This is a genomic window from Intrasporangium flavum (assembly GCF_001956915.1).
GTDB lineage: Bacteria > Actinomycetota > Actinomycetes > Actinomycetales > Dermatophilaceae > Monashia > Monashia flava.
Window position 1 is genome coordinate 13,518 of the sequence record NZ_MLJO01000022.1, and the last position, 20,121, is coordinate 33,638.

Annotated in this window: 16 protein-coding genes and 1 tRNA gene; 7 read left to right on the forward strand and 10 right to left on the reverse strand. The window is 73.1% G+C overall.

Annotation, left to right across the window (positions count from 1 at the left end; genetic code table 11):
• Positions 1–69: 69 nt before the first annotated feature.
• Both BIV28_RS15760 and BIV28_RS15765 read right to left on the reverse strand, forming a co-directional pair.
• The gene (locus BIV28_RS15760) at positions 70–975 is read right to left on the reverse strand and encodes a hypothetical protein (protein WP_207556030.1); all 906 of its coding nucleotides are present in this window, start codon (positions 973–975) and stop codon (positions 70–72) included.
• 64 nt (positions 976–1,039) lie between these two features.
• Positions 1,040–2,476 (reverse strand): GuaB1 family IMP dehydrogenase-related protein, encoded by a 1,437-nt coding sequence (locus BIV28_RS15765; protein WP_076263408.1) that lies wholly within the window; start codon positions 2,474–2,476, stop codon positions 1,040–1,042.
• A gap of 190 nt (positions 2,477–2,666) precedes the next feature.
• On the opposite strand from BIV28_RS15765, the gene BIV28_RS15770 reads away from it, so the two are divergent.
• Both BIV28_RS15770 and BIV28_RS15775 read left to right on the forward strand, forming a co-directional pair.
• Positions 2,667–4,853 carry an MMPL family transporter gene (locus tag BIV28_RS15770; RefSeq protein ID WP_076263411.1) on the forward strand — a complete coding sequence of 729 codons (2,187 nt, stop codon included), beginning with the start codon at positions 2,667–2,669 and terminating at the stop codon, positions 4,851–4,853.
• 31 nt (positions 4,854–4,884) lie between these two features.
• Positions 4,885–5,406: a hypothetical protein gene (locus tag BIV28_RS15775; protein ID WP_076263413.1), complete on the forward strand. Its 522-nt coding sequence runs from the start codon at positions 4,885–4,887 to the stop codon at positions 5,404–5,406.
• A 74-nt stretch (positions 5,407–5,480) separates the two neighbouring features.
• Here the strand turns inward: BIV28_RS15775 and BIV28_RS15780 are convergent, their stop codons facing one another.
• Positions 5,481–6,068 carry a YceI family protein gene (locus tag BIV28_RS15780; RefSeq protein WP_076263415.1) on the reverse strand — a complete coding sequence of 196 codons (588 nt, stop codon included), beginning with the start codon at positions 6,066–6,068 and terminating at the stop codon, positions 5,481–5,483.
• 312 nt (positions 6,069–6,380) lie between these two features.
• On the opposite strand from BIV28_RS15780, the gene BIV28_RS15785 reads away from it, so the two are divergent.
• Both BIV28_RS15785 and BIV28_RS15790 read left to right on the forward strand, forming a co-directional pair.
• Positions 6,381–6,457, forward strand: a tRNA-Phe gene (locus tag BIV28_RS15785).
• A 137-nt stretch (positions 6,458–6,594) separates the two neighbouring features.
• Entirely contained in the window at positions 6,595–6,969 is a 375-nt protein-coding gene (locus BIV28_RS15790) for a hypothetical protein (protein ID WP_076263417.1), read from the forward strand.
• A 95-nt stretch (positions 6,970–7,064) separates the two neighbouring features.
• Here the strand turns inward: BIV28_RS15790 and BIV28_RS15795 are convergent, their stop codons facing one another.
• Positions 7,065–7,409 (reverse strand): carboxymuconolactone decarboxylase, encoded by a 345-nt coding sequence (locus BIV28_RS15795; protein ID WP_076263419.1) that lies wholly within the window; start codon positions 7,407–7,409, stop codon positions 7,065–7,067.
• 310 nt (positions 7,410–7,719) lie between these two features.
• On the opposite strand from BIV28_RS15795, the gene BIV28_RS15800 reads away from it, so the two are divergent.
• Positions 7,720–9,246, forward strand: a complete 1,527-nt coding sequence (locus tag BIV28_RS15800; protein WP_083707432.1) for an MFS transporter — start codon at positions 7,720–7,722, stop codon at positions 9,244–9,246.
• Positions 9,247–9,354: 108 nt separating this feature from the next.
• On the opposite strand, the gene BIV28_RS15805 is transcribed toward BIV28_RS15800, so the two are convergent.
• A complete protein-coding gene (locus BIV28_RS15805; RefSeq protein WP_076263422.1) occupies positions 9,355–9,873 on the reverse strand; it encodes a hypothetical protein in 519 nt (172 codons plus the stop codon).
• A 224-nt stretch (positions 9,874–10,097) separates the two neighbouring features.
• Positions 10,098–10,658, reverse strand: coding sequence for a TetR/AcrR family transcriptional regulator (locus BIV28_RS15810; RefSeq protein WP_076263424.1), 561 nt, complete (start codon positions 10,656–10,658; stop codon positions 10,098–10,100).
• A 97-nt stretch (positions 10,659–10,755) separates the two neighbouring features.
• On the opposite strand from BIV28_RS15810, the gene BIV28_RS15815 reads away from it, so the two are divergent.
• The gene (locus tag BIV28_RS15815) at positions 10,756–11,664 is read left to right on the forward strand and encodes an SDR family oxidoreductase (RefSeq protein WP_076263426.1); all 909 of its coding nucleotides are present in this window, start codon (positions 10,756–10,758) and stop codon (positions 11,662–11,664) included.
• Positions 11,665–11,690: 26 nt separating this feature from the next.
• Here BIV28_RS15815 and BIV28_RS15820 read toward each other — a convergent pair whose 3' ends face one another.
• Genes BIV28_RS15820 through BIV28_RS15830 form a run of 3 tightly spaced genes read right to left on the reverse strand, consistent with a single transcriptional unit; the run spans position 11,691 to position 15,427 of the window.
• Entirely contained in the window at positions 11,691–12,764 is a 1,074-nt protein-coding gene (locus BIV28_RS15820) for an ABC transporter ATP-binding protein (protein ID WP_076263428.1), read from the reverse strand.
• Positions 12,761–14,395 carry an ABC transporter permease gene (locus tag BIV28_RS15825; protein ID WP_076263430.1) on the reverse strand — a complete coding sequence of 545 codons (1,635 nt, stop codon included), beginning with the start codon at positions 14,393–14,395 and terminating at the stop codon, positions 12,761–12,763. The genes BIV28_RS15820 and BIV28_RS15825 overlap by 4 nt, the downstream gene beginning before the upstream one ends.
• On the reverse strand, positions 14,396–15,427 hold the full coding sequence (locus tag BIV28_RS15830; RefSeq protein WP_076263432.1) for an iron ABC transporter substrate-binding protein: 1,032 nt from the start codon (positions 15,425–15,427) through the stop codon (positions 14,396–14,398).
• A gap of 177 nt (positions 15,428–15,604) precedes the next feature.
• Between BIV28_RS15830 and BIV28_RS15835 the strand changes: the two genes are divergently transcribed.
• A complete protein-coding gene (locus BIV28_RS15835; RefSeq protein WP_076263434.1) occupies positions 15,605–18,250 on the forward strand; it encodes a non-ribosomal peptide synthetase in 2,646 nt (881 codons plus the stop codon).
• Here BIV28_RS15835 and BIV28_RS15840 read toward each other — a convergent pair.
• Positions 18,225–20,021: a sensor histidine kinase gene (locus tag BIV28_RS15840; RefSeq protein ID WP_076263436.1), complete on the reverse strand. Its 1,797-nt coding sequence runs from the start codon at positions 20,019–20,021 to the stop codon at positions 18,225–18,227. The two genes, BIV28_RS15835 and BIV28_RS15840, sit on opposite strands and share 26 nt — an antisense overlap.
• Positions 20,022–20,121 lie beyond the last annotated feature (100 nt).

Here is a 20,121-nt window from a genome sequence, read left to right on the forward strand (position 1 = left end):
CGAGACGACACGCTCACAAGGGTTTCGGGCGATGCCGGGCGGACACACCCACACGTGCGCGCGAGCCGGTCAGGCCTGGCCGGTCAGCGCGCGGTGGCGCTCTTCGAGGCTGGACAGGACGTCCTCGACGCGTCCGATGGCGTCCTCGACGTCGGCACGGCAGCGCTTGACCTCGCTGCGCACCGCGAGGTCGGTGAAGATGTTGTCGAAGAGGATGTCGACGCCGCGGGTCAGCCCGTCGAACCGGGCCAGCTTCACGCCGGGCAGGTGGAGGTCGTCCAGCTCGCTGGTGAACCGCTCGAGCGCCTCGCTCGCGAGCTGCAGCTTGGCGCGCGCCTTGTCGAGGCGGTCGTGCTTGATGGCAGAGCTGAGCATGCCGCCACCGCCGAAGGTGTCCCAGCCCGACCACGCGTCGGCCGACTGGACGACGCCGTACGCGCCGACGAGCGCGGCATGCGCGGCCTTGCCGGCCGCGTGGGCCTCCTCGACCTCGCGCACCTCACGGCGCGCCGCGAGCTCGCGGACGGCCGCCCCGGCGGCGCCGGGGTGGGACGCGTCGAGGCCGTCGGCGCCGCGGGCGACGACCTCGAGCGCGAGCTCGAGGCGCGTCTCGGCGTCGGCCAGTGCCGCCGAGCGGCCGCGGAGCCGGGCCAGCTCCTCGCGCTGCCGCTCGACGTCGGCGGCGCACTCCTCGAGAGCGGCCGAGGCGGCGTCGGCCTCGTCGCTCTCCCGGGCGAGGTCCTCCTCGCGGCGTCCGCGGAGCGAGGACCACAGACGCGTCGGCGTCACCTGCCCCAGCCGCTCGACGTCGCGCCGCTCCCGGGCGAAGGCCTCCCTCAGCTGGCGCAGCCGGGCCGTGTCGTCCTCGAGGTCGCGGGAGGCGATGACGAGCCGGGCGTCGACCTGCGCTCGCTCGAGCACGTCGGCGCGGGCCTGCGCGAGGATCCGCAGCGGGGTGGGGAGGTCGTCGGGCACGGAGCCGGTCGTCGTCACGGCGGTGAGAGGGCCGGCACGAGCGTTCCGTTCCCGCCCGGGCCGGTCACCAGGACGTGTGCAGCGGGCGGCCCTCGGCGAAGCCGGCGGTGCTCTGCAGCCCGACGACGGCGCGCTCGTGGAACTCCTCGAGCGTCCGCGCGCCGGCGTAGGTGCAGCTGCTGCGCAGGCCGGCGATGATCTGGTCGATGACGTCCTCGACCGACGGGCGGGCCGGGTCGACGTACATCCGGGCGCTGCTGATGCCCTCCTCGAAGAGCGACTTGCGGGCCCGGTCGTAGGCGCTGTCGGCGGCCGTGCGGTTGCGCACCGCCCGCGAGCTGGCCATGCCGAAGGACTCCTTGTACATGCGGCCGTCGTTGTCGGTGTAGAGGTCGCCGGGCGACTCCAGCGTGCCGGCGAACCACGAGCCGATCATGACGTTCGACGCGCCGGCCGCCAGGGCGAGCGCGACGTCGCGCGGGTGACGGACGCCGCCGTCGGCCCACACGTGCTTGCCGAGCTCCCTTGCGGCCGTGGCGCACTCGAGCACCGCGGAGAACTGCGGGCGACCCACGGCCGTCATCATCCGCGTCGTGCACATGGCTCCCGGGCCGACGCCGACCTTGACGATGTCGGCGCCCGCATCGACGAGCTCGCGGGTGCCGGCGGCCGACACGACGTTGCCCGCGACGACCGGGACCGAGGGGTCGAGGGCACGGACGGCACGCAGCGCGTCGAGCATCTTGTCCTGGTGGCCGTGCGCGGTGTCGATGACGAGGACGTCGGCACTGGCGTCGAGCACCTCGGCCGCCTTCGCGGCGACGTCCCCGTTGATGCCGACCGCGGCCGCGACGCGCAGCCGGCCGGACGCGTCGACGGCCGGGCTGTAGAGGCCGGCGCGCAGCGCGCCACCGCGGGTGAGGATGCCGACGAGCTCGCCGGAGTCGGACACGACGGGCGCGACCTTGCGACGCGCCTCGGCGAGGCGCTCGAAGGCGTCCTGGGGCCCGATCGACTCGGGCAGCACGACCATGTCCTCGCCCATGACGTCCTGGACCTGCGTGTAGCGGTCGACGCCGGTGAGGTCCTTCTCGGTGACGATGCCGACGGGCTTGGGGCCGTCGACGACGACGGCCGCGCCGTGGGCCCGCTTGTTCAGCAGCACGAGCGCCTCGCCGGCGGTCATGTGCCGCTCGAGCGTGATGGGCGTGTCGTGCACGAGGTGGCGCTGCTTGACCCACCCGATGACCTCGCGGACGACCTCGGTCGGGATGTCCTGGGGAATGACGGTGATGCCGCCGCGCCGGGCCACCGTCTCGGCCATCCGACGGCCGGCGATGGCCGTCATGTTGGCGACGACGAGCGGGATGGTCGTGCCCGTACCGTCGACGCTGCTCAGGTCGACGTCGAGGCGGCTCGTCACCGACGAGCGGCTCGGCACCATGAACACGTCGTCGTAGGTGAGGTCGAGCTGGGGCTGGAGGCCGTTGAGGAACTGCACGAGAGACCACTGTAGGCGCTGGTGCTCCGTCCCCGGCCCGGCGTCCACGGCGCCTCTCAGGGTCCTCCCGGAGCTATCCCTGAGCCGGCCACCAATCTCGCCCGGTTCCCTGTCGCCGACGGCGCGAGGCTCCTAGCGTGGACAAGGGCGTCGACGCCGCCGCGACCGTCTCCAGAGAAGGGGAATCGTCATGAACGACAGCACAACCGGACAGGTCGGGCGCCTCGCTCGCCTACCCTCCTCCCGCGTCACCAAGTGGCTCGTCGTCGCCTTCTGGCTCGTCGTCGTCGGGCTGCTCGCGGGTCCGGCGGGCAAGCTGCAGGGCGTCCTCAACAACGAGGCGGCCTCGTGGCTGCCCGAGGACGCCCAGTCGACCCGGGTCGTCAACGAGCTGTCGGCCTTCCAGAGCCCGAACGAGTTCCCCGCCGTCGTCGTGTACGAGCGGCCCGGCGGCGTGACGCCCGCCGACGCCGCCGCCGTGGCCCGCCAGGTGCAGCAGTTCAACGCCCTCGACGCGGTGAAGAAGGACGCGGTCGGCCCGATCCCGTCGAAGGACGGCAAGGCGCTGCAGGTCATCGTCCCCGTCGACGCGGGGCCGGACGGCTGGAACGCCCTCGGCACGACGGTCGACCAGATGCGCACCGTCGCGGCGGCGGACACCCCCGCGGGCCTGTCGATGCACGTGACCGGGCCGGTGGGCTACGCGGCCGACTCCTCGGAGGCCTTCTCCGGTCTCGACGGCAAGCTGCTCTACAGCGCGATGGCCGTCGTCATCATCATCCTGCTCGTCACCTACCGCAGCCCGGTGCTGTGGCTCGTGCCCGTCCTGTCCGCCGGCACCGCCCTCTTCGTGGCGCAGGGCGTCATCTACTTCCTCGCCGACAGCGGCACCCTCACGGTCAACGCGCAGAGCTCGGGCATCCTCACCGTCATCGTCTTCGGCGCCGGCACCGACTACGCGCTGCTGCTCGTGGCGCGCTACCGCGAGGAGCTGCGGAGGCACGAGGACCGCCACGAGGCGATGGCGGCCGCGCTGCACCGCGCCGGGCCGGCCATCATCGCCTCCGGTGCCACGGTCATCGCCGGCATGCTGTGCCTGCTGTTCGCCTCGATGAGCTCGACCAAGGGTCTGGGGCCGGTCGCCGCCATCGGCGTCGGGGTGGCGCTGCTCGTCATGCTGACGCTGCTGCCGGCCCTGCTCGTCGTCCTCGGCCGGTGGGTGTTCTGGCCCGTGCGCCCGACCTTCGGCTCGGTCGACCACACCCGCGACGGCGTCTGGGCCCGGATCGGCGCCCGGATCGCGAGGGCGCCGCGTCGGACGTGGGTCGTCACGACCCTGCTGCTCGTCATCGCCTCGCTCGGCGTGCTGCAGCTCAACGCGGTCGGCCTGTCGAACAAGGACTCGTACTACACGACGCCGCAGTCGGTCGTGGGCGAGGAGATCCTCGCCCGGCACTTCCCGGCGGGGGCCGGCTCGCCGGTGCTCGTGCTCGCTAACGCCCCCGAGGCGGCGTCGGTCAAGGCAGCCGTAGCGGCGGTCGACGGCGTCGGCAGTGTCGGTGACCCGGTGGTTCGCGGTGACCGCGCGCTCATCCAGGCCACGCTCGACGCCGCACCCGACTCCGACGCGGCCGGTGAGGCCGTGCAGCGGGTCCGCGACGCCATCGCCACGGTGCCGGGCGCCGACGCCGTCGCCGGCGGCGACACCGCGACACGCGTCGACACGCTGTCGGCCTCCTCCGACGACAACCTGCGGATCATCCCGGTGGTCCTCGGCGTCGTGCTGCTCATCCTCGTGCTGCTGCTGCGCGCCCTCACCGCGCCGCTCGTGCTCATCGGCACGGTGGTGCTGTCCTTCGGCGCCGCGATGGGCCTGTCGGCGCTCTTCTTCCGGCACGTCTTCGGCTTCGCCGGCGCGGACGCGTCGTTCCCGCTGTTCGTCTTCGTCTTCCTCGTCGCTCTCGGGATCGACTACAACATCTTCCTCATGACCCGCGTCCACGAGGAGTCGAGCCGCGTGGGGATGCGGCGCGGCGCCCTCGTCGGCCTGGCGGCCACCGGCGGCGTCATCACGTCGGCGGGGCTCGTGCTGGCCGGGACGTTCGCGGTGCTCGCGACGATGCCGATCGTCGCCTTCGCGGAGATCGGGTTCGCCGTGGCGCTCGGGGTGCTGCTCGACACCCTCATCGTGCGGTCGGTGCTCGTCACGGCCCTCAACCTCGACATCGGCGCCCGGATGTGGTGGCCGAGCCGACTGTCCCGCGACGACGCCCGGCTCGCGGCCGAGGCGGACGCCGCCGAGGCCACGGCGTCCGCCGACGCGGGCGGGACCGGCGACTCCGGGGAGCCCGTTTCTGCCGCGGGCGTAGGCCGTTGACCTTCAGCTGCAATCGAGTAATCCTGATTACATGATTACGAATGAGGCACAGGAGCGGGTGCGCGGCTGGTTCGCCGGCCGCCTGCCCGAGGAGTGGCGCCGCGAGGCGCCGGAGGTCACGGTCGACCGCGAGGAGATCACGGTGCGGCTCACCATCGACGACGTCGACCTGCCCGACGGCTCGAGCGACGCCGAGCGGGCCGAGGCCCGCGCGGGGCGCGCCAAGGCCTTCCGCGAGGACACCCGCGGCCGCCGCATCGAGATCGCACGCGAGGCCGAGCACCGGTTCGAGCGCAAGGTCTCGTGGGCCGTCAGCGTCGGTGACCGCACCGAGCTGTGGACGCACGTCGCCGCCCCGACGATGACCCGGCTGCGCCAGCCGGAGCGGCTCGTCCTCGACACGCTCGTCGACGCCGGGGTGGCCCGGTCACGCGCCGAGGCGCTCGCCTGGTGCGTCAAGCTCGTCGGCCAGCACGAGAGCGACTGGCTCGACGAGCTGCGCGAGGCGATGTCGCACGTGGCCGACGTACGCACGAAGGGCCCCGCTGCCTAGCGGGACCCTTCGGGCACAGCGTCGCTCGAGGTGGTTCGTCGCGATCTGGCGCGACGCGTCACCTCGACACGGGGTCAGCTCTCGGCGCTCTCGGCGTCCACGGCAGGCTGGTCGCCGACCCGCTTGATCGCGGAGATCTCGAACTCGAGGGAGATCTTCTCGGAGACGAGCATGCCGCCGGAGTCGAGCGGCATGTTCCACTCGAGGCCGAAGTCGCGACGGTTGATCCGGCGCGAGCCCTCGAAGCCGGCACGCAGCGCACCGGCCGCGTCGGTCTCGACGCCCATCAGCTCGAGCGGGATCGTCACCGGCTTGGTGATGTCGCGGATGGTGAGGTTGCCCGAGACCATATAGGCCCGCTCCTCGACCTCCTCGATCTGCGTGCTCTCGAAGCGGATCTCGGGCCACTTCTCGATGTCGAAGAAGTCGGGGCTGCGCAGGTGGTCGTCACGCTGCTGGCTGCGGGTGTCGACGCTCGCCGTCTTGAGGACGACCTCGGCGTAGGACTTCGACATGTCGTCGAGGTCGGCGTAGAAGCGGCCCGTCACGTCGTTGAAGGACCCCCGCACCGTGGTGACCATGGCATGGCGTGCCGAGAACCCGATGCGCGTGTGGGCGGGGTCGAAGTCCCAGTCCCCGTTCAGCGCGGAACCGTTCTCCATGGTTGTCTCCTGCAGGCGTGAAGGGTGAGTCGCGGCAGTGTCTCACGACTCAACTCGTTGAAAGCTGCACGGACCGGCTGCCGTGCGCCGTGCCCGCCCCGTCGGGCACGTGTCGGGTGTCGTACCCGCTACCGACGATGACGCACCACGGCCCGGAACGCCAAACCGACCGGACCGGGCCGGACCGGGCCGGACCGGGCCGGACCGGGTCCGACCGGGTCCGACCCGGCCCGACCGGGTCGGGACCGCCCCGCGTCGTGCGCTATAGTTGGCGACGCCCGGAGCGATCCGGGTATCTGTTTGCACAGATCCGGCCAGGTAGCTCAGTTGGTACGAGCGTCCGACTGAAAATCGGAAGGTCGGCGGTTCGACCCCGCCCCTGGCCACCACCCGAAGCCGCAGGATCAGAGCCCTCTGACCTGCGGCTTCGTCGTTCCCGGGTGCGAGCCGTCCGGCGTGACTTAGCGGCTTGTTAGCGCCGCTCGGTCCACTTCTCCCGCAGGCACCTCACCCACAAGGAGAAGCAATGAAGCTCAGGTCCCGCGCCCACCGTCTCCAGGCTCTCGGCGCCGCCGCCACCCTCGCTGGCGGCCTCGCCGTCGTCGCGGCCCCGTCTGCGCAGGCAGTCGACTGCTCGACTGCGTGGCAGGACCTCTCCAGCGGTTACAACAGCCTCAACCAGGGCGCGCCCGTCAAGGCCGGCCCGCACGCCGAGTGCGCCACGCGCTACACCCAGAGCGGCACGGCCTCGAGCGTGCAGCTCCACTGCTGGACGAAGAACACGGCGGGCAACATCTGGTGGCACGTGCGCCACCAGGGCACCGGCACCAACGGCTGGGTGTACGAGGGCAACCTCTACTACTCGATCGTCCGCAACGACGGGAACCGCTGCAAGGCCTGAGCCCGTCGCGGGCCTGGCCACCACCCGAAACCGCAGGTCGGCACCACGCCGGCCTGCGGTTTCGTCGTCTCCGGTGGGCCTGGACCATCCAGCCCTCAGCGCCCGCCGCCCTCCTCCGCGATCTCCGCGTCCTGCTCCGCGACCTCGAGCGCGAGGCCGAGCGCGTCCACGATCCGACCCGTGGCCGCGACGACGCGGGCCGTCCCGACGATCGGCGCGATGGCCGCCAGGACGCCGCGGACGTCCTCGACGTCGAGCCCTGCGTCACCTGCAGCAGCAAGGTTCGTCAGGTACGAGAACGGGGGCGCGTCGACGGCGACCAACGCCGCGATGCGCACGAGCATCAACGTCCCGGGGTCGAGGCTGGAGGTGTCGACCGAGTCGGCCGTCATCCGAGCCAGAAGGTCGAGGACCGGTGCCTCCGCGGCGGATTCCGTCATGGTTCTGCCTTTCGTTCGGGGACCCGGTGGAAGGGTCCAGCACCCATGACAGCCGCGTCGGCGCCCCCCTCGCATCACCCCGCCCGGATGACCGTCACGGGCGGGTGCGGCGATACGCCCACGGCCGGCGATACCGGTCGGCCATGATGGGAAGGAGGTCGGCACGGACGGCCGCACCACGGCGTCCACGATCCGGGCCGCCCCTCGCGACGTGTGGGCGGTGAGGCGGGTGGACGCGGAAGCGACGCAGGCAGGCAGTGGCACACCGGCGGAGACGCCCTTCAACGGCAGGCTCGCGGTCCTGCTCGCGATGGCGATGTTCGTGCTCGTCGTCGACACCTCCCTGATGAACGTGTCGATCTCCGCGGTGGTGCGCGACCTCGACACGACCGTGAGCGGGGTGCAGTCGGCCATCGCGCTCGAGGCGCTGGTGTCGGCGGCGTTCATCCTCATCGGCAGCAAGGTCGGGGACCTCTTCGGGCGCAAGCGGGCCTACGTCCTCGGCCTGCTCGGGTACGCCGTCGGCGCCGTCGCCATGACGCTCGCGCAGGGCCTGACGGCGATCATCGTGTTCTGGGCCCTCGTCGGCGGCGTCGGTGCCTCGCTGCTCCTGCCGGCGATGCAGTCGCTGATCCACGGCAACTTCGAGGGAGCCGCGCAGAAGCGCGTGTACGCCCTGGTCGGCGCCGCGGCCGCCATCGCGGCCGCCGTCGGACCGCTGCTCGGCGGGTTCATCACGACCTTCCTGTCCTGGCGCGTCGGCTTCCTGCTCGAGGCGGTGATCATCGCGGTCGTGCTCTCCGGGATCGGACTGGTCAAGGACGTGCCGTACACCGGGGAGCGCAGGATCGACCTCGTCGGCTCGGCGATGTCGGTCGTCGGGATGGGCGGTCTCGTGCTGGGGATCCTCGTCTGGCAGGAGGGCGGCGAGTTCGTGCTGGCCCTGCTGCTGCTCGGCGGCGCCGCTCTCGCGGGCCTCGCCTTCTGGCTGCGGCGGCGCAAGAGCCGGGGCAAGGCGGCCCTGCTCGACCCGGACCTCTTCCGCTCGAAGCCCTTCCGGCTCGGCATCTCGGGTCAGATGATGCAGCAGATCTCCTTGGGCGGCACGATGATCGCGCTCCCGATCTACCTGCAGATGGTGCTCGAGTACAACGCCCTGGAGTCGGGGTTGTCGATCGCCCCGTTGTCGCTGAGCATGTTCGCCGTCGCCATGCTGGCCGGCAAGCGTGCCGCCGACCGGCGCCCGGCCGGGATCATCCGCGTCGGCTTCGTGCTGCTCCTGCTGGGGATGCTGGCGGTGGTGCCGATCGTGCCGCGTGCGACATCGGGGTGGGCGCTGACACTCCCCCTCCTGGTCGCCGGGTCGGGGCTCGGGCTGCTCGTCTCCCAGCTGAACAACTACACCCTCGCGCCGATCACCGAGGAGCGTGTCAGCGAGGCGGCCGGCGTGAACTCGGCGGGCGGGTCCTTCGGCCTGTCGTTCGGGCTCGCGTTCGCCGGCGCGATCATGCTCGCGACCCTGTCGTTCACGTTCACGAACCTGGCGGAGTCGAGCACCGTCCTGCCACCGGAGCACCAGCAGCAGGTCGCCGCGACTCTCGAGGAGGACGCCGAGGTCATGAGCAACACCGCCCTCCAGCAGCAGATCGCCGGCCAGCCACCGGAGATCCAGGCCGAGATCATCCGGATCAACACCGAGGCGAGGCCACGAGCGCTGCAGGTGGCGATGCTCGTGCCGATCCTCGCCGCGCTGTTCGGGCTGGTCACCTCGTTCCGGATGCTCCGCCTGCCCGATCCGAAGGCGTCCAGCTCGGCTGAGGGAACCCTGCTCGGCTGAGGGGCGGCCGGCACTCGTGGCCGCGACCGGGGGCCGCAGGCCGGGTCGGTCGCCGGCTTGCGGCCCGCCACCCACCCGGACTGCGGCCCCAGGCGTGCCGTGGCCCCCTCAGGGGGCGACCTGCTCCTGCCCGAACGCGCCCATGAAGCTCACGGAGTAGTGGCCGTACGTGGCCGGCACGATGAACGGGGCCACCTGGCCGTCCGGCGAGCCGGCGATGAGGATGTAGCGGTTGTTCGGGTCCTTCGGCGTCGTCGGCGAGGGCGGCGTGGCCGACTCGAAGACCTGCCAGCTCGGGTCGTAGGACTCGTGGCCGGCGCCGGCGCCACCACCGCCGGCGCCCGCGTGCCCACACTCGGCGATCTGGGCGTTGCCGGTCCCCCACGTCTTCGTGGCGTCGCCCGGCATGAGGGCGATCCAGCCCCAGATGCCTCCCAGCCCGAAGATGTTCTGGCAGGGCGCGCCCGGCTTCGTGCAGTTGAGCGAGAGCTCGACCTGGTAGGCGGCTCCGCTGTAGTCGCTGGCCGCTCTCGCCGAGCCGGCACCGAGGACGCTCGAGGCGCCCGCGAGCCCCAGCGCGACCAGGGTTGCCGTGACGTGACGTCTGGTGAGCCCGTGTCCGATCATGGACGGTCCTTCCGCACACGGGTCGGCGCGAGGCCGACCCCTCGGGCCTGCACAGGGCCTCCGAGTCGCAGGCTGCCTGCCACCGTAGGTCTGCACGTGCATCGGGCGGACGAGATCGCTTGGACTGGCAGGTAGTTCGCAGGTGCAGACCGGTTTGGGGCGGATCGAGGCCTTCCTCCCCCAGCCACTTCCCAAGGTGGGGGACCGACCGGGCGGAGGTGGACTCAGCCGGCAGTGAGGGCACGCAGGTCGGCGACGACGTCGCGCAGGTGCCGGGCGAGGCCGCGCGTCGCGTCGAGGACCCAGCGCTCGAAGCCGGCGCGGAAGACCGTGACCGCCAGCTCGGCTGCGAGACCGGCGGCAGGCTCCGGCACGCCTCGGTCCCGAAGTGCTTGCGCCACAGCCGAACCCATGGATGCCAGCTTCAGCAGCTCACGCTCCTGGAGGCTGGTGTTGGCCGCGACGACCGCCGCCCGCCGGCGCGCGAAGTCGCCGCGCTCCTCGAGCACCGGGGCCGCCGCGAGCATGCCGGCGACGGCCGCGTCGACGGGTCCGACCGCCGGGTCGGCGGCCGCGACGGCGTCGAGGATCGCGCCGAGCAGTCGGTCGGAGCCGTCGAAGAGCACCTCGCGCTTGTCGGCGAAGTGGCGGAAGAAGGTGCGCTCGGTGACACCGGCGCGCGCCGCGAGGTCGGCGACCGTCGTCTGCTCGTAACCGACCTCGGCGTAGAGCTCGAGCGCGGCACGGGTGAGGCGCCCGCGCGCATCCGGCTCCCATCGACCCATGGCCGGAGTCTACTGATGACAGTCACTGACATGTGGTGTTACCGTCGATGTCAGCGACTGACATCACGTCGTCCACCGAACCCCAAGGAGAACCCCCATGCGCGTCTTCGTCACCGGAGCCTCGGGCTGGATCGGCTCGGCCGTCGTCGGCGAGCTGCTCGAGGCGGGTCACGAGGTCGACGGCCTCGCCCGCAGCGACGCCTCGGCATCCGCCCTCGAGCAGCGCGGCGTCCGGGTCGTGCGCGGCGACCTCGACGACCTCGCCTCGATCCGCAGCGGCGCCGACCAGGCCGACGCCGTCGTCCACCTCGGCTTCAAGCACGACTTCACCGACTACGAGGCCTCCGGGCGGACCGAGCGCGCCGTCGTCGCGGCCCTCGGCGACGTGCTCGCCGGCTCGGGTCGCGCCCTGCTGCTCGCCTCCGGCGTCGCCCTGAGCCCGGGCCGGGTGCTCACCGAGGCCGACGCCGCGCCGGGCGGGGCCGACCTGCCCCGCGGCGGCAGCGAAGAGCTCGCGATCTCCTTCGCCGGCCGCGGTCTCCGGCCCGTGGCCCTGCGCTTCTCCCCCACCGTCCACGGCTCCGGCGACCACGGCTTCACCGCGCGCCTCGCCCAGGTCGCGGCCGAGACGGGCGTGGCCGCCTACGTCGGCGACGGGTCGAACCGCTGGCCGGCCGTGCACCGTTCCGACGCGGCCCGCCTCGTGCGCCTGGCGCTCGAGGACGCGTCAGGTCCCTCGGTGGTCCACGCCGTCGCCGAGGAGGGCGTCACCGCTCGCGACATCGCCGAGGCCCTCGGGCGGGGCCTCGGTGTGCCGACGGTCTCGGTCGACCCCGCGGCAGCGATGGAGCACTTCGGCTGGATCGGGCGCTTCTTCGCTCTCGACCTGCCGGCCTCGAGCGAGCAGACCCGCAGCCGGCTCGGCTGGGAGCCGACCGGTCCGACGCTGCTCGAGGACCTCGACGCCGGCCACTACACGCGCGGCCTCGCGGTCGCCCGCGCCTGAGCGGGCCGACGACCGACGCGTCGGGCTCAGGCCCCGACGAGGTCGCCGTCGACGCGGATGAGGTGCGGCTCGCCCTCGACGCTGACCCGGACACGCGAGCCGACGCTCGGCGTGCGGCCACCGAACGTGCGGGCCGACAGGAGCGTGGACGCGCCGGACGCGTCGTCGAGGCGCAGCTCGACCAGTGCGTCGTGGCCGTAGAAGGCGCACCGGGTGACCTCGGCGAGCGCCCCACCGGGCCCGGCGGCGCCGGTCTCGTCGAGGCGCAGCTGCTCGGGCCGGATCAGCACTTCGCAGGCCCCGGTGCCGCGGGCGGAGGCGACCGGGAGCGTCCCGAGCGCGCACGTCACGGCGCCGTCGCGCAGCTGTCCGGCGAGGAAGCACGCCTCACCGAGCGACACGGCCGAGCGGCGGTCGGACGGGGCCCGGTAGACCTCGGCGGGCGCGCCCACCTGGGTGAACCGACCCTCGTGCATGATCGCGACCTGGTCGGCGAACGACAGTGCCTCGGCCTGGTCGTGGGTCACGAGCACGACCGTGGCCTGCTCGTGCGCGAGGGCGGTGGCGACGGCGTCACGCGTGGCGACGCGCAGCTCGGGGTCGAGCGCCGAGAACGGCTCGTCGAGCAGGACGATGCGGGGGCGCCGGGCCAGGGCCCGGGCGAGCGCGACGCGCTGCTGCTGGCCGCCGGAGAGCTGGTCGGGGCGACGCGAGGCGAAGTCGCCGGGCAGCCCGACGAGCTCGAGCAGCTCGGCCACGCGCGCCCTGGCCCGGCGCTCGCGGCGTGGCAGCCCGTAGGCGATGTTGGCGGCGACGTCGAGGTGCGGGAAGAGGTTGCCCTCCTGGGCGACGTAGCCGAAGCCGCGCCGCTCGGGCGCCACCCAGGCGCCGGGGCCGGCCACGACGTCGTCGCCGAGGCGCACCTGGCCGGCGTCCGGGCGCAGGAAGCCCGCGACGACGCGCAGCAGGGTCGTCTTGCCGCAGCCCGAGGGGCCGAGGACGGCGGTCGTCGTGCCGGAGGGCACCGTGAGATCGATGCCGTGGAGCACCGGCGTGCCCGCGTGCGAGGCGGTGATGCCCGAGAGCTGGAGCGTCTTCACGTCTGGGGTTCCTCGTTCTTGCCGTGGAGCAACAGGTAGGTCAGGGGCGCCGACAGGAGCACGAGCGCGGCGGCGTAGGGCGCGGCGGCGGCGTAGTCGAGCGACGCGCTCGCATCCCAGAATGCCGTGGCGAGCGTCTGCGTGCCGGTGGGTGCGAGAAGAAGGGTGGCCGTGAGCTCGGTGCTGACGGCGATGAACACGAGGGCGAAGCCGGCCATCGTGCCGCGGAGCATGAGCGGCAGCTGGACGCGCACGAACGCCCGGACCGGGTTGTCGCCGAGCGCCCGGGCGGCGTCGCCCAGCTCGGGCGGCACGGCCGCGATGGCCGCGCGGGTGGCCACCATGGCCCGCGGGATGAACAGCACGACGTAGGCGAGCACGAGCACCGTCGTGGTCTGGTAGAGCGGGCGGGCGAAGCCGATCGTCAGGGTGATGAGGGCGAGCGCGACGACGACGCCGGGCAGCGACGCCGCGAGGTAGGTGACGCGCTCGACCGCGACGGCGAACCACGTGCGGTGCCGGGCGATGAGCCACGCCGCCGGCACCGTGGCGACCGTGGTGACCACGGCGGCGGTGAGGGCGAGCGCGAGCGTCGACCACAGCGTCGGTCCGAGGTTGGCCGGCTCCATCGCCTCGTCGGAGCGCAGCAGCCACTTCCCCAGGCTCCACGCCGGGACGCCGACGGCGAGGAGCGTCAGCGCGGCGGCGAACGCCAGCGCGAGCGGCGTCCACCGGCCGAGCGACGCGGGGGCCGCCCGGCGTGCGGTGCCCGACCCGACGCGGGCGTGGCGGGTGCGGCCGCGGGCGAGCAGCTCGACGGTGAGGACGGTGACGGCGAGCGCGATGAGGACGACGGCGAGCACGCTGCCCGAGCGGCTGTCGAAGGCCACCTCGAACTGGTCGAGGATCGCCGTGGTGAAGGTCGGGAAACGCAGCATCTCGAGCGCGCCGTACTCGGCGAGCAGGTGCAGCGCGACGAGCAGGACGCCGCCGAGCAGGGCCGGGCGCATCTGGGCCAGGCCGACCCGCAGGAAGGTGCGCCACGGGCCGAGGCCGAGCGCCCGGGCGGCCTCCTCGAGACCCCGGTCGCCCGAACGCAGCAGCGCGGCGACCGGTAGGAAGACGAACGGGAAGTACGACAGCGTCGTGACGATGACAGCCCCGGCCAGGCCCTCGAGCCCGGGCACGAGGGCCGACCACGCGAAGCTGTTGACGAACGCCGGCACCGCGAGCGGTGCGACGAAGGCGATGCGCCAGAACGAGGCACCCGGCAGCGACGTGCGCTCGACGAGCCACGCGGCGCCGACGCCGAGCACCGTCGACGCGATGCCGGTGAGCGTGACGAGCGCGACGGTGTTGCCGAGCAGCTCTCCGACGCGGGGGCGCCACACGAGCGCGAACGCCTCCCCCGCGCCGGACTCGAACGCCTTGACCACGACGACGACGAGCGGCAGCGCGCACAGCAGCGCGACGACGAGCGCCGCCGCGCGCAGCGGGAGCGAGGCCCGCGCCGACGCCCCACGGGACGCGCCGGTGCCCCGACGCCCCCGCGTGGTGGGGGGCTTCGGGGCGGCGGGTGCCGCGGCCGGGCCGTTGGCGGCCGGCAGCGGGCTCGTCGGGGTCGCGGTCACCTAGAGGAGCCCCGCCTTCGTCATCAGCTCGATGACCTTCGGGCCGTTGAGCGTGAACGGGTCGATCTTCGGTGCCTGGAGGGAGTCGAGCGGCGGCAGCGCGGGGTCGGAGGCGACCCCCGTGCCGACGGCGTACTCCTTGGCGTCGGTCGTGCCGAGGACCTTCTGGCCCTCCTTGCTCGTGACGAACGCGAGGAACTTCTGGGCGTCGGCCGCGTGCTTGCTGCTCTTGAGGACGCCGCCGCCGGAGAGGCTGACGAAGGCGCCGGGGTCCTCGTTCTTGAAGTAGTGCAGCTTGGTGTTGCCGCTGCTCTCCTTGTCGAGGGCCTGGTCGCGGTACCAGTAGTAGTGGTAGATGACGCCCATGGCCGACTGGCCGGAGTTGACGGCCTTCATCGTCGCGATGTTGTTCTGGTAGATCTTCGCGCCCGACTTGAGGCCGGCGAGCCACTCGGAGGTCTTGGCCTCACCCTGCGTCGCGAGAACCGCCGACACGATGGCCTGGAAGTCGGCGCCGCCGGCGGCCGCGCCCCACTTTCCGTTGAACTCGGGCTTGGTGAGGTCCATGAGCGAGGCCGGCAGCTGCGACTCGGAGATCTTGCTCGGGTTGTAGACGAGCACGGTCGAGCGAGCGGCGATGCCGACCCAGTCCTTCGACGACGGCACGTACTGCGGCCCGACCTGGCCGAGCGTCGCGGCCTCGACGGGGGCGAGCAGGCCGGCCTTCTGGACGGTCGTCATGGCTGGGGAGTTCTCGGTGAGGAAGACGTCGGCGGGCGAGCTCGCGCCCTCCTGGACGATCTGGGAGCCCATCGAGGAGTCGTTGCCGTAGCGCACCTGCACCTGGATGCCGGTCTTGTCCTGGAACTCCTTGCCCCACTCCTCGGTGAGGTTCTTGTGCTGCGCGCTGTAGATCGTCAGCTTGGCGGAGTCGAGGTCGCCGGTGGCCTCGAGGCTGCTGCCGCACGCCGACAGCGCGACGGTGGCAGCGGCCGCGGTGGCGGCGAGGAGAACGGTACGGCGGCGCGTCACGAAGGGCTCCTGGTTCTGCGTCTGGGGGCACGGGGCGTACGGGTGGACCTGCGGGAGAGCCAGGACGAATTAGGACAGGTTTGCCTGACGTAATGCAGGTTAGCCGACCCTTCCCTCGGGTCCGAATCGACCCCCTGCATTTGCCTTAGGTATGCCTAACCTTATTGACTGTGCCGCGTGACCGCGACCGCCCTCCCCCTCCGCCCGGCAGCCGAGCTGCCGTGGGTGTCGCGCCTGCACGAGCACGGGACGCGCACGGCCCTGCACACCGACGCCGGCCCGGTCGGCTATGCCGAGCTCGCCCGACGCGTCGAGGACCTCGCGGAGCGGCTCGCCGGCCCGCGCCGGCTCGTCCTCGTCGAGGGCCGCAGCACGCTCGAGGCCGTCGTGGCGCACCTCGCGGCGCTCCAGGCCGGGCACGTCGTGCTCCTCACGACCCCGGGCGAGGCGGCCCAGCGCCTGGCCGCCGCCTACGACCCCGACGTGGTCCTCGACGCGTCCGGTGGTCTCGAGGTGCTCCGCGACGAGTCGGCGCACGACCTGCACCCCGACCTCGCACTGCTGCTCAGCACGAGCGGCTCGACCGGCTCGGCCAAGCTCGTGCGGCTCTCGTACGACAACCTCGACGCCAACACCGCCCAGATCGACGCCGCGCTCGGCGTGCGGCCTGACGACTGCGCGGCCCTGACCCTGCCGCTGACCTACTGCTACGGCCTGTCCGTCCTCACGACCCACCTCGCCCGCGGCGCGGCCGTGCTGCTCACCGACCGGTCGGTCGTCGACGAGTGCTTCTGGACGCGGTTCCGCGAGGTCGGCGCCACGACCTTCCCGGGCGTGCCCCACACCTTCGAGCTGCTCGAGCGAAGCGGCTTCGCCGGGCGCGACCTGCCGACGCTCCGGTACGTCACCCAGGCCGGCGGTCGCATGGACCCCGCCCGCGTCCGTCGGTTCGCCGAGCTCGGGCAGGAGCACGGCTTCGACCTCGTCGTCATGTACGGCCAGTGCGAGGCCACGGCCCGGATGACCTACCTGCCTGCCGACCTCGCCGTCGACCACCCCGACACCGTGGGCCTGCCGGTCCCCGGCGCGTCGGTCGAGGTGGAGGACGGCGAGATCGTCTTCCGCGGGCCCAACGTCATGCTCGGCTACGCCCACGGGCCGGCCGACCTCGCGCTGGGCCGCACCGTCGACGCGCTGCGCACCGGCGACCTCGGCGAGGTGACACCGGAGGGCCTGGTGCGCGTCACGGGCCGCCGCGCGCGGTTCGTCAAGGTGCTCGGCCACCGCGTCGACCTCGACGCCCTCGAGGGCCGGCTGCGCGAGGAGGGCCACGACGTGCGGTGCGCCGGCCGCGACGGCCTCGTCGCCGTGGCCGCCTCTGGCGCCATGGCTGCACCTGCACGGGAGACTCTGCGGCGCAAGGCGATCCGCGCATGCGGCGTCCCGCGCGAGGCGCTTCGTGTGGTGCCCGTGACCGACCAGCCGGTGCTCGCGTCGGGCAAGCCGGACTACCCGACGGTGCTCGCCCTCGCGTGCGACGACTGCCCGGCCCGGGCCGAGGCCACCCCCTCCACCTCGGCCGACGCGCCCGAGCGGGCCGTCGCCGACCTGTACGCCGGGCTGCTGCAGCGGGAGGTCGCCGACGACGCGACCTTCGTGTCGCTCGGCGGTGACTCGCTCTCCTACGTCGAGGTGTCGATCCGCCTCGAGCAGCTGCTCGGCCACCTGCCCGGGAGCTGGCACGTGACGCCGGTCGCCGACCTCGAGCTGATGCGCGACACGACGACCGAGACGTCGACCCGAGCCGCCCACCCCGACGCCGCCTCCTCCTCACACGCGTCGACCCGCCTGTGGCACAAGGCGACCCGCGCCACCGCGGAGCGAGTCAGGTGGCGCACCGTCGAGACGGGGGTCTGGCTCCGCGCCCTCGCCATCGTCCTCATCGTCGGCACGCACGCCGACCTCTTCGCCTTGCAGGGCACTGCCAACGCGCTGCTCGTCGTCGCCGGCTACCAGCTGGCCCGCTTCCAGCTGGCCGGCCCCGACCGCCGCCGCCGGGTCCGCCGCGTGCTCGGCGCCGCGGTCCGCATCGCCGTGCCGGCGCTCGTCGTCATCGTGACCGCCCACGTGCTCGTCGGCGACTACGAGACGCGCAACCTGTTCCTCGCCAACTGGGTTTTCGGGCAGGAACGGCTCGGGCCGCCGTGGCGGTTCTGGTTCGTCGAGGCCATGGTCGTGGCCCTCGTCGCGGTCGCCGGGCTCACCGCGTCGCAGCGGGTGGCCGCGCTCGACCGGCGCCACCCGTTCGGGCTGCCGCTCGCGCTGGCCGCCGCGACGTTCGTCCTCTTCCGCCTGCCGGTGCTGCCCCTGCCCGTGCCGCGGATGCACGGCTCGGCCCTCGTCGTGCTGCACCTGTTCCTGCTCGGCTGGGCCCTCGCGCGGGCCGCGACCCCGGCGCAGCGGCGCCTCGCCACCCTCGTCGCGGTCGCGATGATCGGGACGTTCTCGTTCAACCCCGCCCGCGACGGCCTGACCGCCGCCTTCGTCCTCCTGCTGCTGTGGCGCCCGGTGACCCGCGTGCCGGCCCGGCTCGTGCCCGTCGTGCAGGTGCTCGCCTCGGCCTCGCTCTACGTGTACGTCGTGCACTGGCAGGCCCTCGAGCTGCTCTGGGGCCACCCGGTGCCGGCGTTCGTCGGCTCGATGGCGCTCGGGCTGGCCTACTGGTGGGTGTGGACGCGTCCGGTCACCGCGGCGTGGCGGCGCGCGGTCGCCGCCGTCCGGCGCCCCCGCCCCGAGGTCAGGCCACGGGCAGCAGCAGGGTGACGCTCGTGCCGCGGCCGAGCTCGGACTCCACCTCGAGCCGGCCGCCGTGGCGCTCCACCACCCGGTGCGCGATCGACAGGCCCAGGCCCGTGCCCGGCACCTTGAGACCCTCGGGGTTGGTGCCGCGGAAGAACTCGGTGAAGAGCCGCTCCTGGTCGTCGACCGAGATGCCGATGCCGTCGTCGACGCACGTCAGCGCCAGACCCTCGCCGCGCCGCTCGAGCGAGACGCTGACCGCGCCGCCCGCCGGCGTGAACTTCACGGCGTTGCTCACGAGGTTCTGCACGACGCGCTCGAGGTCGTCGGCGCTGCCCCGCACCGACGGCACGCCGGCCGGCCCGTCGAAGGTGAGCCCGACCTCCTGCCCGTCGGCCCGCGGCCGGAACATGTCGACGACGTCACGGGTCAGCTCGCCGAGGTCGACGTCGGTGAAGGGCATGGCCCGGTCGGGGTCGCTGACCCGCGACAGGGTGAGCAGGTCGTCGACGAGCAGCTGGAGCCGTTCGGTGTTGCGCCCGATGACCCCGAGCGACCAGGCGAGGTTGTCGGGGTCGCTGCGGAGCAGCTCGACGTGGCCGACGATCGAGGCGAGCGGGTTCTTCAGCTCGTGCGAGACGGTCGAGAACAGCTGCGTGCGGCTGCGGTCGGCCTCGCGCAGCTCGTCGGCGACGCGCCGCTCGGCCGCGTAGAGCCGGGCGTTGCGCACGGCCCGCCCGAGGTCGCGGGCCATCTCGAGCGCGGCCTGGGTCTCGGCGTCGGTCCACGACGCGTCGCCGGCGCTGCGCACGGCAGCGAGGTAGCCGTAGCAGACCGAGCCCGAGCCGATCGGCGCGAGCAGCAGCGAGCCGGCAGCGGCCGCCGCGAGGAACTCCGAGGCGAGCGCGACGTCGGCCGCCGACCACTCGCGGGCCGGCTCGCACCGGCCCGGGCGGGCCACGGCCACCACGCCCTCGGCCCAGAGCCGGGCGCTGAGCCGGTGGGCGAGGTCGATGAGCGAGGGGGCCACGACGGCCTCACCGCTGCGGGCCGACACGCTCTCCCGCTCGTCGTCGCCCTGGACCCCGAAGATGCGCAGCCAGAGCGTCTCGGAGGCGAGGCCGGCCGCGATCCGGGGCGCGGCGACGTCGACCACCTGGGCCGGCTCGAGGTCGTCCTGGGCGATGCGGGCCACCGAGCTCACCGCTTCGCCCAGGCGCACGCGCTCGGTCAGGGCGTGGCGCTGGCGGGCCGCCTGGATGGCGATGGAGGTCTGGTTGGCGAACAGCTCGAGCACGGCGCGCTGGGTCTCGTCGGGGCGCCGGCCGCTCAGCGGCAGGTCGACCGACAGGTGGCCGAGGAGGTCGCCCACACCGTCGAGCAGGGGCGCGAACAGGGTGTCCTCCGGGTCCCATGCGTCCGGGTCGTCGGCGTCGGGGCGCCACTCGGTCGACACCCAACCGTCCTGCGACTCGGCCGGCAGCCGGTCGGCCGGGACGAACCGCAGGCTCCCCCAGCGCTCGGCCACCGCGAACTCGCGGTCGATCGCCGGCCGCGGGGTGTGCCGGCCCATGAGCTGGGCCTTCGCGCTGTCGTCGCCGGCGACGGCCACGACGACGAGGTCGCCCGACGCGTCGTCGACGAGGCTGATCGCCGCCACCGTGAAGCCGACGACGTCGGCGGCACCCTCGACGACCATCTCGAAGAGGCTGCCGAGGTCGTCCTGCGCGCTGACCCTGTTCATCAGCTCGCTGAGATGACGGAGGGCCTTGACCTCCCACGTCTGGTCCTGCACCCGTTCCACGCTGCTCCCCCTGAGCGCTCCCCGCGCTTCCCTGTCCAGCGGCCCCGTTGCCGCTGCTGTTCCTGCTGGCTCCCGTGTCGGCACCTCGGCG